Below are 13,291 nucleotides of genomic sequence, written 5' to 3'. Positions count from 1 at the left end.
TCACTCGACCCCGCGGTCGGGCTTGCGGGCCGAGCCGATGTGCCGGACGTTGTCCGGGCGTCCGCCGGTGTCGACAGCCGAATCGTTGCGCTTGCTCGGTGCTGTGTGCGACCACAGGAACTGCTGCAGCCTGGCGATCTCCTGCTCGCGCGCGTTCGGGTACACCTGTTCGGGCAGCCGCTCGTAGTACTCCTGTTCGCGCCCCGCGACCGGCTGCTGCGCCGGCCAGCCCTTACTGGCCCAGACCTGCTGGATCTCCTCCTCGCGGTCGAGGAACCTCTCACGCAGCGAGTCCGGCAGTTCCGGCGGCTCCTCGCCCGGGTGCTCCGCGTCCCAGGACTCGTAGTGCTTCTTGATGTCGTCGAGGTTGGTGGTGAACTCCACCTCGGTCCACTCTGCCGAGTCCCAGCCCCACTTGTGCTTTGATCCGGGGTGCGTGAGTTCGCTCATCTCCGTCATCGTGAGGCCGCCGAGTCCGCGGCGGAGCGGCCCGGTCAGGGCCTCGCGCAGTTGGGCGCGGTGCGACTCGGGGATCAGCTCGCCGACCTGATGGTCGAGCGCCTGGTCGGCGATCGCGTTGAACCGCTGCGTGCGCGCGGTGCTGTCGATCAGGTCGCCGAGCTGGTCGTGGCCCATCCCGGTGGCGTCGCCCAACGTGTACAGCAGCCGATCCGTGGCCGCCGAGTACGCCGGGAACACCGGAGCGTCACCGCCCAGGGACAGCGACTGCTCGGTCATGCTCTCGGCGATCCGGCCGCTGTACTCCTGGCTGAACTGGTCGGCTCGTGCGTTCTCGAGAGCGATGTCCTCGAGCGACCCGATCGGTGTCGCGCCGGGCACGCTGTCGTCGCCGACCTCGGACATCGAGAGCCGTGCGTTGAACACCGCCATCGTGGTCGCGCGGGCCGCCGCGAACCGTTCGTCGCTGGTCAGCGTTCGGCCCGGGGTGTAGGCGGCACGGGCCGGGTCGAGCACGTGCTCCCGGCTGATCGTCATGCTGCCGTCGGGAAGACACACGCCTGCGACCGGTCCTGGCTGCTCGTACAGCTTCCCGTTCCAGCGGGAGGGTCGGCCGGCGTACTCCGCGGCCTTGGCGACGACCGACGAGACCCAGTCGTGCTCCCAGGTGCCAGGGGGGATCTCCGGACCGAGCTCGGTCATCGGCTCTCCTCCGCCAGCCCGGCGAGCCGTTCCGCGATCGAGCTGTTCATCAGCAGTACGGCGGAACGCTGGTCCGGTGCCGCTTGTGGCAGCAGTTCCCCGATCCGCTGGAGCGCCCGCTCGAGCTCGGCGATCAGTTCCCGCCCGGAGGCATGCGACAACATGGCCTCGGCGTACAGCCGCTGTGCTTCACGATAAGCGTCCATCCGTCCCGATCATTCCTTTTCAAAGGGTCGCCACCGAGCCGGTGCGCCGCCCAGGCACCCGCCGCACCGGCACACGATAACCGGTCGCGTGGGGGTTGCCGGGGCCGTCAGACTGGGGGGATGGGTCACGTGGATGTCGCCGGTGTGGGGTTCGAGCTGCCGGACGGGCGGGTGTTGCTGGACGACGTCACGTTCCGGGTCGGGGACGGCGCGAAGGTTGCGCTGGTCGGGGCGAACGGTTCGGGCAAGACCACCCTCACCAGGATCATCGCCGGCGACCTGAAGCCGCACAGTGGCAGCATCTCCCGGTCCGGCGGGCTGGGCGTGATGCGGCAGTTCGTCGGCTCGGTGCGCGACTCGTCGACCGTCCGCGATCTGCTGCTCGGTGTGGCGCCCGAGGCGATCCAGCAGGCCGCGGCCAAGCTGGACAAGGCCGAGCAGAAGATGATGGACGCGGACGACGAGAAGACCCAGCTCCGGTATGCGCAGGCGGTGGCGGACTGGGGCGAGGTCGGTGGGTACGACGCGGAGGTCCTCTGGGACGTCTGTACGACGTCCGCACTCGGCATACCGTTCGACCGCTGTCGCTGGCGTGAGGTGAAGACGCTGTCCGGCGGTGAGCAGAAGCGACTGGTGCTGGAGGCGTTGCTGCGCGGGCCAGACGAAGTACTGATGCTGGACGAGCCGGACAACTACCTCGACGTACCGGGGAAGCGGTGGCTGGAGGAGCAGTTGCGTAGCTCCGACAAGACCGTGCTGTACATCAGCCACGACCGGGAGCTGCTGGCCAACACCGCTACCCGGATCGTCACCGTGGAGCTCGGAGCGGCAGGCAATACGGCGTGGACGCACGGCGGCGGGTTCGCGACGTACCACGAGGCGCGGCGGCACCGGTTCGAGCGTTTCGAGGAGTTGCGCAAGCGCTGGGACGAGGAGCACGCCAAGCTGCGGGCGCAGATGCTCATGTACAAGCAGAAAGCGGCATACAACTCCGACATGGCCTCGCGCTACCGGGCGTCGCAGACGCGGCTGCGCAAGTTCGAGGAGGCTGGGCCGCCGCAGGCCTTGCCACGCGAGCAGAAGGTCAGCATGCGGCTGACAGGCGGCCGCACCGGCAAGAGGGCCGTGGTGTGCACCGCACTCGAGCTGACCGGCCTGATGAAGCCCTTCGACCTCGAGGTCTGGTACGGCGAACGTGTCGCCGTGCTGGGCTCCAACGGGTCCGGGAAGTCGCACTTCCTGCGGCTGCTCGCCAATGGTGGTTCGGATCCGGATGTGGAGCACGAGCCCGTCGGCGACATACGGATCCCGTCCGTGGCGCACACCGGCAACGCCAAGCTCGGTGCGCGCGTGCGGCCCGGCTGGTTCGCGCAGACCCATGAGCACCCGGAGCTGGTCGGTAGGACGTTGCTGGAGATCCTGCACCGCGGTGACGACCACCGTGACGGCATGGGACGCGAGCTGGCGTCGCGGAAGCTGGACCGGTACGAGCTGGCACACGCGGCCGAGCAGACCTTCGACAGCCTGTCAGGAGGTCAGCAGGCCCGTTTCCAGATCCTCCTCCTGGAGCTGTCCGGTGCGACGCTGCTGCTTCTCGACGAGCCCACCGACAACCTGGACGTCGAGTCGGCCGAGGCGCTGGAGGAGGGCCTCGACTCGTTCGACGGCACGGTCCTCGCAGTGACCCACGACCGCTGGTTCGCCCGGGGGTTCGACCGCTACCTGGTCTTCGGCGCCGACGGCTCGGTCTACGAACCCGACGAGCCGGTCTGGGACGAAGGTCGCGTGGAAAGGGCCCGCTGACCTTACAGTTCTCGAATGACAGGCGCTCTCGCGGCCCGCTGGGCTCGCACCGTCGTACCGAGCTGGACCTATCGCTGGCTGCTGCCGGCGCTCTGGCTCGGGGCGATCCTGGCGTCGGTCGTCGGGGACACCAGCAACTGCTCGGTCGAGGTCCCGACGACCTGCGGTCCGGACCGGACGTTCTCACTGGCGATGATCGCCTGCTTCGCGTCGCTCGCCCTGCTGTGGTGGCAACCGATCGTCGCAGCGGTGGCCGGCGTGGTGTTCATGGCTCTCGACCTCCGGTACGACAATGTCGCCTCAGCGCGGATCGGCTGGACCGTGTACGGCGTCCTGTGTGCCGTACTGCTGATCTGGATCGGCACGAGCCGCCTCCGCCAACGGTCACTGGCTGGGCGGATGCAACGAGACCAGGTGCAAGTACCTGCGGCTGCACGGACCGGTGTGACGAGCAGGCTGCTCGTGGCGGTTGCCCTGGTGCTGGTGGGCGCTGCCGCGCTCGGCCTGATGAACTGGCAGGACTCGCGCGAGGACACTCATCTACGACGTGCCGTCGAGCAGACTGCTGTTGCGAAGGGCATCAACGATGACGGGGAGCTCGCTCTCCAACTGCCGGACGGCAGCAGCCGCAAAGTGTCCGTGGCGGGTGACTACGACACCGGCGAGGAGATTCTGGTCCTCGTCGACCCTGCCGACCGAGACTGGCTCCGGCTGCGCGCAGAGCTGGCCGACTACACCTTCTGGTACACGGTCGCTGGTGGTGCGTGGCTGTTGGCCCTCCTGTTCGTGCTGCGCGACCTCCGGCTGCGTAGAGCCCGTCCGCGGAGGTCGTGGAGCGGACCGGCCATGCCTGTCCGGATCGATCCGCACATTTCCGGTGCCTTCGCGGTCCGGTCCGCGGACGGTACGGTCCTGCTGGGCCTTCTCGACGCCGACCTGGACGACGAAGCGAGCGACCTGCGGTTGCTCGAGGCCTTCAGTGTGCTCGACGAGGAGGAGCAGGCCGAGGCGCCGGCCAAGCTCAGGCGGGAGTGGGCGCAAACGCTCATGAGGTACCGCGGCGACGCACTGCTCGTCGGTGACCTCGCTGAGGGCAGCTGGCCGACATTGCTGCTCGGTAGTCAGGCGCTCCGGCCGGTCAGCCCGTTCCGCGCGTTCAGGAAGCTGCCGTGGCACGACGAGACAGCCAGCAGCTTGCCGACGGACTTCGAGCCGGCCGAGGACGCGCCCACCGCGCCGCCCGTCGAGCCGGCGCGGGAGGTGCCGACGCTGCCATGGGAGGTTCCGCTGCGGGCTCGGTCTTGGTGGAGCCTGCCGGCACTCATCGCCGTACTGCTCGTCGGGCCGCTCGCAGTCGGGGCCTTCGCAAGCTGGGGCGAATGGTTCGGTGCGTGCATGGCGACTCTGGTCGGCGCACAGCTGGTGCACTCGCTCGGCTCACGTGCGCTCTTCCGGGTGACTGCCACCGCGACCGACCTGTGGATTCGCACTGGCTGGTTGGAGCGGCGCCTGTCGTGGCGGGTCGTGGATTCGGTCGAGGTCGAGGAGGACGGGCTCAGCCTGGAGGCAGGTGACGACTGGCATGTTGTCGGCGGTATCGCGGACAAGGAGCTGGCCAACGTCGCTGCCGTGTTCGAGACGCTCCGGCTGCGTTCGCACACCGGTCTGCCGGAGGAGCCGATCGCCCGCCGTCCCTCGCCGGTGCTGCTGATCAACGCGATCTACGTAGCCGTGTGCGTCCTCATCCTCGTCCTGACCCGCTGGAACCCTTTCTAGGGCGCCACGCACCAGCCGTCGCGGTACGCCGTCCAGTGCTCGTCGGTGGCCGCGAAGTCGACGTACAAGGCCAGACCGAAGTTCTGACGCGGTGAGTCGCCAAGACCGAGACGTGCGCCGCGGACTGCCGCGCTGACGGTCTCCGCGTCGCCCCAATGGGCCGGATTGTTCTCCCAGTACGCCGGGAGTCCCATGAGGAGGACCGTGGCTGGTGGGGTGACCTCCAACGCCAGCTTGGTCTGCTTGGCGACGTACCCGCCGTACAAGGACTCCAGCGGCAGTGCGGTGTCGTAGGACATGACGGCGACCTGGTTGACCCGTTCCGCGATCTGGCGGAAGTAGTCCTGGGACCACCACTTGTCGACCGGGATCACGTGCAAGTACCAGAGCGGGTCGATCTGCGCCGCCGCGACCGACAACGTCGTACCCAGGGCACGCGTCTCGTCCAGCACGGACAGGTAGCCCTTCGACCCGGATCGCACCGGCTCGAAGTCGTAGTGGATGCCCTGAAACCCCTGCTGCAGAACGGCGGACGCCGACTCGACGACCCGGCGGCGGACGGCTGAATCATCGAGATTCATACCGGGATCCTTGCCCGGCTGTACGACGTCTCCGAGCCAGGCCTGCACGCGTACGGCGGGAGCCGCGGCGTGCACCGCATCGACGAACCAGCGCGCCTTCGGCGAAACCTTTGCCAATGGCAACGAGCCGTCGTGCTCCAACGGGCCGGTGTGCACGTAGAGGTCGCGGATGCCGGTGCCCTGCAACCGTTGCGCCAGCGCGGTCACGTCGGCGGCGGACTTCCGGCCGTCGACCCAGGCGTGACCGAGCCAGAGCGCGTCCTGGCCGCGGGTCCGGGCCGTCGGGTCGCCGGTGTACTGCACGCGCAGTGAGATCGCGTAGGCCCCGAGCGGGACAATCAGAAGCAGCAGCAGGACAACGACGACTTTGAGAACGCGCTTCACCGGGGAGGCTTCAGGCCGTCGTAGATCAGGGCGAGCATCCGGTCGCGGGTCTCCGGGTCGAGCTTGGCCGCGGTCGCGCCGCGGGACGCGCCGATCAGCAGCGCGTACACCTCGGGCATCTCCGCGTCGGCGCGGACCGCGCCGGTCTTCTGGGCCGCGGCCAGCAAGCCGCTGAACGCCTCCCGCATCCCCCGGCCGGCCTCCCGCGCCTCCTCGCCGGCCGCCGCCCCCGCCGCGGTCAGCGCTTCGGCGATCGCCAGCTTCGACGCGGACTCCGACACGACCTGCGTGAAGAACTCGAAGAACGCCGTACCCGGGTCGTCGCTGCCGGCCAGTTCGAGGGCCCGGTCGCGGATCCGCTCCAGCCGCAGCGTCAGCACCGCCTCGAGCAGCTCGGTCTTGGTCGCGAAATGCCGGAACACGGTCGCGATCCCGACCCCGGCCAGCTTCGCCACATCGTCGGTCGACGCCCCCGGCGACCGCCCGAAGACGTCGTCCGCGGCCGTCATGATCCTGGCCCGATTGTCCCGTGCGTCTGCTCGCACCCCAACTCCCCTCCGTCGCACTGTGAGGGTGTCTGAGGATCCCGCGCCTACTGCGCGGCACTCGGCGGGCACCTCGCCGCACTGGAGGAAAGGGAACGATGCTCCGCATCGAACCCTTCCCTCCAGCGCACCGAGGCACTCCGCCGAGCACCTGCTCGCTACGGCGCGGGATCCTCAGACACCCTCTCAGCCTAGAAGACGCCGCGAACGCCGCCGAGGTTGTAAACGAAGTCGTGACTCCATATATTCGAAGTCATCACTCCGTTTATACCCGTGAGGAATCCGATGACTCCTGAAGAGGTCTTCCTGAAACTCGTGCACGGCGTCGCCGATCGCGACTTCGCCGTGCTGCCGGAGCTGTACGCCGAGCAGACCGACGTCCGGCACCCGATGAACCCGTACGGCGACCACCCGCTGCTCAGCCGGGACGCGCTCCGCGAGCACTTCGGCGGGGTCGGCCCGCAGGTCGCCGAGGTGGTGCACTTCCAGCCGGACAACATCCGGGTGCACCAGACCATCGACCCCGAGGTGATCGTGGCCGAGTTCGAGTACGCCGGGACGGTCGTGGCCACCGGCGAGCCGTTCCGGGTGCCGGGGATCTTCGTACTCCGGGTGCGGGACGGGCTGATCGTGGAGTCCCGGGACTACATCGACCACCTGGCGATGATCCGCGCCCGCGGCCAGGTGGACCAACTCGTCGCGCACCTGACGGAACCGGCGGGCGCCCCGGCCGCGTCGTAGTCGGCAGAGGCGCCGGACGGCCCCGGACCGCGGCATCAAGCCCGCCCGGGGCCGTCTCCAATCCGCACCGGCATCGCCGTCAGAGCCTTCGCCGCGACGACGAGCCCGGCTGCCGCGAGGACGACATCCTTCAGCACGTACTGCGCCTCCAGCGTCGGCGTGCCCGGGAACAGATCGCCGAAGAACAGCACCAGCGGCGACATGATCCCGACCAGCGAGAAGCCGAGCACCAGCAGCCCGGTCCGCAGCAGCCGGCCGGACACCAGCGTGAGCCCGATGAAACACTCCATCACCGCGGTCAGCAGCACGGCCGACCGGCCGTGGACGACGCCGAGCGTCAGCGTGTCGATGGTCCGCATCACCAGCGCCTCCGCCGGGCTGGCCCCGGGGAAGAACTTGAGCACGCCGAACACCAGGAAGATCAGCCCGAGGCTGACCCGCAGGATGTCGACGCTGCGCTGCCCGAGCCACTCCGCGGCTCGATTTCCCTTGTAGAGCAAGGCATTCATGGTGGTCTCCCTGTTCGCTGTCGATGTCACGAACAGGTTCGCGAAAAGCACCGGCCTGCCGCGTCGGGCGGCCGGCGGCACTTCCGCTACGCCGACCGTCGTACGACTCAGGGAGACCCTGAGGCCTGGGGAGTACGCCGTCACTCGAGGCGACGCCCGTCGAGGTTCAGCCGGCGGACCGTGGTCTCCGGGAATCGTCCGCGGTCCCTCGGCTCCGGGTACGGCGACACCGTGACGGACTGTCCTTCGATCGCGGCGATCTCGTCGACGAGCCGCGCCCGTAGCTCTGCGGCGACATCCTGGTGGTTGACGCTGTCGATCAGGTTGTCGAGCTCGTACGGATCGGCGTCGAGGTCGTACAACGCCCGCTCCGTGTAGGACCCGGCCGCTGGTACGTCGCCGGCGTCCGGGGCGTGCACGTAGTACTTCCACCGCTGTGTCCGCAGCGCGCGGCCGACCTCGGACTCGCTGACCTGGATGAGCACTGCGTCGCGACGGGACTCCCGCAGCGGCAGCCCGTCCAGATGGTCGGGCAGGTCGATCCCGGCCGCGTCCAGCAGGGTCGGCACGACATCGACCGTGCTGACCGGTGCGGTCACGCGCGAGCCACCGCGGTACCCGGGCCCTTCGACCACCAAGGGCACGCGGACGGATCCGTCGTGCGGTGAGCGCTTGTACTCGCTGTTCCGCGTCTTGAAGTGTGAGCCGTGGTCGGACGTGTAGAGCAGGAGCGTGTCGTCGGTGAGGTCGAGGCTCACCAGAGCGTCCCGCAGCCGGCCGAGACACTCGTCGACGCGTTTGATCTGGCCGTAGTACCCGGCCGCGTGCTGGTGCGCCGTACCGGGCAGTGTCGCCAGGTCCGGTGGCAGCCACGCACCGGTGTAGGTGTCCCGGTAGACCTCCGGTGCCGGGTAGTCGTCGTGCTCGTTCTGGTGGTGAGGCTCGATCAGTGAGAGGAACAGCATGAAGGGGCGGTCGTCGGCCGACACACGAGTGACGTAGCGGATGGCCGCGTCGGTCAGCGCGTCCGGGCGGTACCCGGGGAGGAAAACGGGTTCCTCGTTTCCGTCGTACACCACCGTCCGGTAGGCGTCGGAGGTGAACTCGAGCAGATTGGAGGCCAGCCAGTACTCGTACCCGGCCTGCTCCTCGGCCGGGACCGGATCCTGCGTGCCCAGGTGCCACTTGCCGATGTAGGCGGTCCGGTAGCCCGCGTCACCGAACAGCCGGCCCAGCGTGGCCGTGTCGGTCGGCAGCGGAACGTTGTTGCGGAAAACGCCGGTGTTTGTCGGAAACATTCCGGTCTGCATCGCGGCCCGGGCCGGAGCGCACACCGGGTTCGTGGTGCAGGCGGTCTCGAAGAACGTGCCGCGGCGGGCCATCAGGTCGAGGTTGGGGGTCAGCCCGAGCGGGCATCCGGCCGCGCCGACGGTGTCCCAGCGCTGCTGGTCGGTGAAGAAGACGATCACATTGGGGCGCATCAAGAGGTCTCATTTCAGTCCGGAGAGGGCGATGCCTTCCACCAGGAACTTCTGGGTGATCACGAAGAAGATCGCGGTCGGCACGAACAGGATCAGCGCGCCGGCCGCCGTCAGGTTCCACTGCGTGAAGTACTCCTGGTTGAACAGGGTCAGACCGATCGGCAGCGTGCGCATCTCGGTGCGGCTGGTGGCGATCAGCGGCCAGAGGAACTCGTTCCACTGGAAGACGAACGTGAACAGGCCGAGCACCGCCAGGGCGGGCCTGCACTGCGGCAGGATCACCCGCAGGTAGATCCGGAACTCGCCGGCGCCGTCCACCCGGGCCGCCTCGATCAGTTCGTCCGGCAGCGGCCGGATGAACTGCCGCATCAGGAAGATGCCGTAGGCATCCATCAGGAACGGCACGATCAGGCCCTGGTAGCTGTCGATCCACCCCAGGCTCGCGAAGATCGAGTAGATCGGCAGCATCCGGACGAAGAACGGCACCATCAGCGTCGACAGGACCGCGACGAACGCGATCCGCTTGCCGGGAAAGTCCAGCTTCGCGAATACATAGCCGACCAGCGGGTCGAAGATCAGGTGCGAGACGGTGATCGCACCGGCCATCACGAAGCTGTTCACGAAGAAGCGCCCGAACGGCGCCGCGTCGAACAACCGGCTGAAGTTCTGCCACTGCAGGTGATCCGGCCAGAGCACCGGGTCGCCGGACTGCACCTCGCCGTCGCTCTGCAGCGCGAGCACGATCATGTACAGCAGCGGTAGCACCGTGACCAGGCCGAGCACGACAAGCACGACGTACGCCGCGACGCGGTCGCCGGGGAACAGTCGTTCACGCAGTTGTTCATGCATGGGCCCGGTCCCCGATCCGCAGCTGCACCAGGGACAGGATCAGTACGACGATCAGCAGCAGCAGCGACAGCGCCGACGCGTACCCGAAGTCGTTGTCGTTGAACGCGACCAGGAACAGCCGGTGCGCGTACAGCGAGGTCGCGTTGCCGGGACCGCCGCCGGTGACGATGTACGGCAGCGCGAACTGCTGCAGCGTGCTGATCAGCCCGATGATCGAGACGAAGACCGTGGTCGGGGCGAGCAGCGGCAGCGTGATCGCGAAGAACCGGCGCCACGGCCCGGCGCCGTCGATCCGCGCGGCCTCGTAGTACAGGCCCGGGATGCCCTGCAGCCCGGCGAGGAACAGGACCATCGTGTAGCCGGCGCCCGACCAGACCGTGATCCCGACGATCGTGGCCAGCGGGTGCGTGCTGAGCCAGGTCTGCCCGGGCAGGCCCGCCGCCTCGAGCAGCCGGTTGAGGATGCCGACCTGCGGGTCCAGGATGTTCCGCCAGAGCAGGCCGATGATCGACACCGACGTCAGGTACGGGATCAGCAGCACCGAGCGGAACACCGTGCGGCCGCGCAGGGACTGGTTGAGGATCACGGCCAGCCCGAGGCCTACCGCCGTACCGACGACCAGAGTGCCGGCCGCGTAGGCGAGCGTGATCAGGAACGAGTGCAGGACCTCCGGATCGCGGAACGCCCGGCTGAAGTTGCCCAGCCCGGCGAAGGAGGCGCCGTCGGAGTCGTACAGCCCGGTGAGCAGCTGGTTGCCGATCGGGAGGAAGAACAGCAGGACGAAGAACAGCACTGCCGGGGTGAGGAACAGCCATGCGGTCAGCGCCTGCCGGCGACGGATCACAGCGCGGCCCCGGCCTGCTTGCGGAAGTCGTCGAGCGTGGGCCCGACCGGCGCGTGCTGGATGATCATCTGCTGGTAGGCCTTCTTCCACAGCTCGTTGATCTGGGCGGCCTTCCCGCTCGCGGACAGCGCGACGTCCTGTTTCGCCACCACGGCAAGGGCCTTGGCGATGACTGCCAGGTTCGGATCGGCGGCGACCGACGGGTCGGCGGCCCAGCTCTTGCGCGGCATCGACATCCCGGCCTCCTTGGTCGCGGCGAGCTCGACCTTCACGGCGGCGAGCTTCGTGATCAGCTCCCAGGACAGCTTCGGGTCCCTGGCCTTCGCCGGGATCATCAGACCCGACCCGGCCATCGCGGCGGACTGCACGGCGCCGGTCAGTGGTACGGCGAGACCGAGCTCGATGTCCGGACTGCCCTGCCGGATCGGTCCGATGTCCCACGGTCCGGAGACGAACATCGCGGCCCGCTTGGCGGAGAACAACTTCTGGGGGCCGGAGTAGTCGGTGGTCGCGACCGGCGCGGGGGAGACCTTGTGGGTGTAGACCAGGTCCTGCATCCACTGCATGGCCTGGAGTGCCGCGTCGGCGGGCTGCAGGAACTGCTTCGCGGCGACATCGCTGAAGTCGACCTTCTGCTGGTTGTAGTACGGCGCGGCGTAGCTGGCGTCCGAGTTCAGCGCGCAGCCGGACACCTTGTCCTTGGTGGTGGACTTCGCGACCTCGAGGAACTCGTCCCAGGTCGCCGGCGGCGTCTCGACCATCGCCTTGTTGTAGAACAGCAGCCCGTTCGCCGTCAGGTGCAGCGGGATCGAGTAGGTCTTGCCCTCGTACTGGCGGGCGACGACCGCCTGGTCCAGGAAATCACCCGGAAAACCGAATTCCTTGTCCGCGGCCGCGAAGTCGTCCAGGGCCAGCACGTTGCCAGCCAGTCCGTACTGCGTTCCGGTGCCGGCGGAAACTTCTTCGACGAGGTCCGGAACGTTTCCGGAACGGAAATCCGCGGTGAGTTTCGTGGTCAGGTCCGGCCACTGGAACTTCTGCCAGTTCATCTGCAGGTCGTGGTCCTTGCCGAACTGGTCGATCACTTCCTTGTAGGCCTGGTACCCGTGGCCGGCGTTCCAGTAGATCGTGAACGTCCGGCTGTCCGCCTTCTTGGAGGCGGGCTTGGCAGGTGCGCAGCCCGCCCCGACCGCGCCGAGCACGGTGACGCCGAGGCCGAGCCGGAGGAACGAGCGGCGGTTGTACGTGGGCGTGCCAGAGGGCATGGCTGGGTGCATGACAGGGGGCATGACAAACCTTTCGAACGGCGGACACGGCGCAGGCTCGGGCGCGAGCTACGCGGATGCGCGGTGGTTCAGCACCCAGGACATGTTCAGTTCCCGGGCGGGCAGCGTGGGATCGTCGATGCGCGCGAACAGCGCCTCGACCATCTCGGTGAAGTCGAGCTGATGCATGCCGACGCTGGTCAGCGGCGGCTGGGAGTACGACGCCTCCCGGGTGTTGCCGGTACCGATCACGGCCAGGTCGTCCGGCACCTTGACGCCCCGGTCGACGGCGGCCTGCAGCGCGGCGAATCCACCGCGGTCGGACTCCGAGACGATCGCGTCCGGGGGATTCGGTGCGTCGAGCAGTTCGCGCACGACGAGGACCGCGTCCTCACGGGCGGCGGCACCGATCCGCACGAGACCCGGATCCACCTCGCGGCCGGCGCGCCGCAGTGCGTCGACGTACCCGAGGTAGCGGTCCTCCTGGGCGCCGGTGTGGGAGAGGAACGCGATGCGCGTCCGGCCGGCGTCGATGAGGTAGGTGGTGGCCTCCGCGAGCGCTGTCCGGGCGTTGTTCCGGACGACGTCGACACCCGGCATCTCGAGGGTGTCGCTGAAGGCCATCAGGGCACGGGTGGACCGGCGGGCCGCGGTGAGGTCGAGCTCGTCGCTCAGTCCGCCGACGAAGATCGCGCCGTCGACGTGGCCGCGGGTGATGACCCGGAGCGACTGGGCGGCCCGGTCCAAGCGGCGTACCGGAACTCCGATCACCGAGTAGCCGTGGGCGGCGGCGATGTCCTCGGACTGCGCGGTGAGGTGGTCCAGCCACGGTCCGACGGGTGGCGCGTAGACGATCGCGACCAGCTCCGAGCGCTGCCGCCGCAGACTCCGGGCGGCGGTGTTGCCCTTGTAGCCGAGCCGCCCTGCCGCCTCCTCGACCCGCCGCCGCGTCGGCTCCGGCAGTGGGGTGGTCCGGTCCGCCCGCCCGCTCAGCACGTACGAACACGTCGCGACGGAGACCCCCGCGGCCTCAGCCACGTCCCGAAGCGTCGTACGACCTTCCCTGCTCATGGTGAAAGCATTAACCTGGTCCCACAACCGGTCAACACCCCATAGTTGGTTAATTTGCTAGACATTAACCAGCAG

13 protein-coding genes are annotated in these 13,291 nt (G+C 68.5%); 3 read left to right on the top strand and 10 right to left on the bottom strand.

The window, feature by feature from the left end; all coding sequences use genetic code 11:
• On the bottom strand, positions 1-1,161 hold the full coding sequence (locus tag EV137_RS29390; protein ID WP_134131551.1) for a hypothetical protein: 1,161 nt from the start codon (positions 1,159-1,161) through the stop codon (positions 1-3).
• Complete coding sequence (locus EV137_RS29385; protein WP_134008604.1) at positions 1,158-1,367, bottom strand: hypothetical protein; 210 nt, start codon at positions 1,365-1,367, stop codon at positions 1,158-1,160. The genes EV137_RS29390 and EV137_RS29385 overlap by 4 nt, the downstream gene beginning before the upstream one ends.
• Before the next feature lie 120 nt (positions 1,368-1,487).
• Between EV137_RS29385 and EV137_RS29380 the strand changes: the two genes are divergently transcribed.
• Complete coding sequence (locus EV137_RS29380; protein WP_134008607.1) at positions 1,488-3,170, top strand: ABC-F family ATP-binding cassette domain-containing protein; 1,683 nt, start codon at positions 1,488-1,490, stop codon at positions 3,168-3,170.
• 15 nt (positions 3,171-3,185) lie between these two features.
• Positions 3,186-4,946 (top strand): hypothetical protein, encoded by a 1,761-nt coding sequence (locus EV137_RS29375; RefSeq protein WP_134131550.1) that lies wholly within the window; start codon positions 3,186-3,188, stop codon positions 4,944-4,946.
• Here the strand turns inward: EV137_RS29375 and EV137_RS29370 are convergent.
• On the bottom strand, positions 4,943-5,911 hold the full coding sequence (locus tag EV137_RS29370; RefSeq protein ID WP_134131549.1) for a glycoside hydrolase family 18 protein: 969 nt from the start codon (positions 5,909-5,911) through the stop codon (positions 4,943-4,945). The genes EV137_RS29375 and EV137_RS29370 overlap by 4 nt on opposite strands.
• Positions 5,908-6,456, bottom strand: coding sequence for a TetR/AcrR family transcriptional regulator (locus tag EV137_RS29365; RefSeq protein WP_238175624.1), 549 nt, complete (start codon positions 6,454-6,456; stop codon positions 5,908-5,910). The genes EV137_RS29370 and EV137_RS29365 overlap by 4 nt, the downstream gene beginning before the upstream one ends.
• 285 nt (positions 6,457-6,741) lie before the next feature.
• Here EV137_RS29365 and EV137_RS29360 point away from each other — a divergent pair, with 285 nt between their 5' ends.
• Positions 6,742-7,197 (top strand): nuclear transport factor 2 family protein, encoded by a 456-nt coding sequence (locus EV137_RS29360; protein WP_134131548.1) that lies wholly within the window; start codon positions 6,742-6,744, stop codon positions 7,195-7,197.
• A gap of 35 nt (positions 7,198-7,232) precedes the next feature.
• On the opposite strand, the gene EV137_RS29355 is transcribed toward EV137_RS29360, so the two are convergent.
• The 6 genes from EV137_RS29355 to EV137_RS29330 all read right to left on the bottom strand — a co-directional run bounded on the left by EV137_RS29355 (position 7,233) and on the right by EV137_RS29330 (position 13,216).
• On the bottom strand, positions 7,233-7,706 hold the full coding sequence (locus EV137_RS29355; RefSeq protein WP_134008619.1) for a DoxX family protein: 474 nt from the start codon (positions 7,704-7,706) through the stop codon (positions 7,233-7,235).
• 140 nt (positions 7,707-7,846) lie between these two features.
• On the bottom strand, positions 7,847-9,187 hold the full coding sequence (locus tag EV137_RS29350) for a sulfatase-like hydrolase/transferase (RefSeq protein ID WP_134131547.1): 1,341 nt from the start codon (positions 9,185-9,187) through the stop codon (positions 7,847-7,849).
• A gap of 9 nt (positions 9,188-9,196) precedes the next feature.
• Entirely contained in the window at positions 9,197-10,036 is an 840-nt protein-coding gene (locus EV137_RS29345; protein ID WP_134131546.1) for a carbohydrate ABC transporter permease, read from the bottom strand.
• On the bottom strand, positions 10,029-10,880 hold the full coding sequence (locus tag EV137_RS29340; RefSeq protein ID WP_202871192.1) for a carbohydrate ABC transporter permease: 852 nt from the start codon (positions 10,878-10,880) through the stop codon (positions 10,029-10,031). Before EV137_RS29340 ends, EV137_RS29345 begins: the two co-directional genes overlap by 8 nt.
• A complete protein-coding gene (locus EV137_RS29335) occupies positions 10,877-12,145 on the bottom strand; it encodes a sugar ABC transporter substrate-binding protein (protein WP_166680042.1) in 1,269 nt (422 codons plus the stop codon). The genes EV137_RS29340 and EV137_RS29335 overlap by 4 nt, the downstream gene beginning before the upstream one ends.
• A gap of 69 nt (positions 12,146-12,214) precedes the next feature.
• Positions 12,215-13,216 carry a LacI family DNA-binding transcriptional regulator gene (locus EV137_RS29330; RefSeq protein WP_134131544.1) on the bottom strand — a complete coding sequence of 334 codons (1,002 nt, stop codon included), beginning with the start codon at positions 13,214-13,216 and terminating at the stop codon, positions 12,215-12,217.
• Between the last annotated feature and the right edge of the window lie 75 nt (positions 13,217-13,291).

The organism is Kribbella pratensis, assembly GCF_004366075.1.
Classification (GTDB): Bacteria; Actinomycetota; Actinomycetes; order Propionibacteriales; family Kribbellaceae; genus Kribbella; species Kribbella pratensis.
Note: the sequence above shows the minus strand (reverse complement) of the source record. Positions and strands in the feature narration are given on the sequence as shown.

What these genes read in the sequence shown, in the direction of transcription:
- EV137_RS29330 (WP_134131544.1), bottom strand. Translation starts at nt 13,216, where the DNA reads ATGAGCAGGGAAGGTCGTACGACGCTTCGGGACGTGGCTGAGGCCGCG.
- EV137_RS29350 (WP_134131547.1), bottom strand. Translation starts at nt 9,187, where the DNA reads ATGCGCCCCAATGTGATCGTCTTCTTCACCGACCAGCAGCGCTGGGAC.
- EV137_RS29375 (WP_134131550.1), top strand. Translation starts at nt 3,186, where the DNA reads ATGACAGGCGCTCTCGCGGCCCGCTGGGCTCGCACCGTCGTACCGAGC.
- EV137_RS29360 (WP_134131548.1), top strand. Translation starts at nt 6,742, where the DNA reads ATGACTCCTGAAGAGGTCTTCCTGAAACTCGTGCACGGCGTCGCCGAT.
- EV137_RS29390 (WP_134131551.1), bottom strand. Translation starts at nt 1,161, where the DNA reads ATGACCGAGCTCGGTCCGGAGATCCCCCCTGGCACCTGGGAGCACGAC.
- EV137_RS29355 (WP_134008619.1), bottom strand. Translation starts at nt 7,706, where the DNA reads ATGAATGCCTTGCTCTACAAGGGAAATCGAGCCGCGGAGTGGCTCGGG.
- EV137_RS29380 (WP_134008607.1), top strand. Translation starts at nt 1,488, where the DNA reads ATGGGTCACGTGGATGTCGCCGGTGTGGGGTTCGAGCTGCCGGACGGG.
- EV137_RS29385 (WP_134008604.1), bottom strand. Translation starts at nt 1,367, where the DNA reads ATGGACGCTTATCGTGAAGCACAGCGGCTGTACGCCGAGGCCATGTTG.
- EV137_RS29345 (WP_134131546.1), bottom strand. Translation starts at nt 10,036, where the DNA reads ATGCATGAACAACTGCGTGAACGACTGTTCCCCGGCGACCGCGTCGCG.
- EV137_RS29335 (WP_166680042.1), bottom strand. Translation starts at nt 12,145, where the DNA reads ATGCCCTCTGGCACGCCCACGTACAACCGCCGCTCGTTCCTCCGGCTC.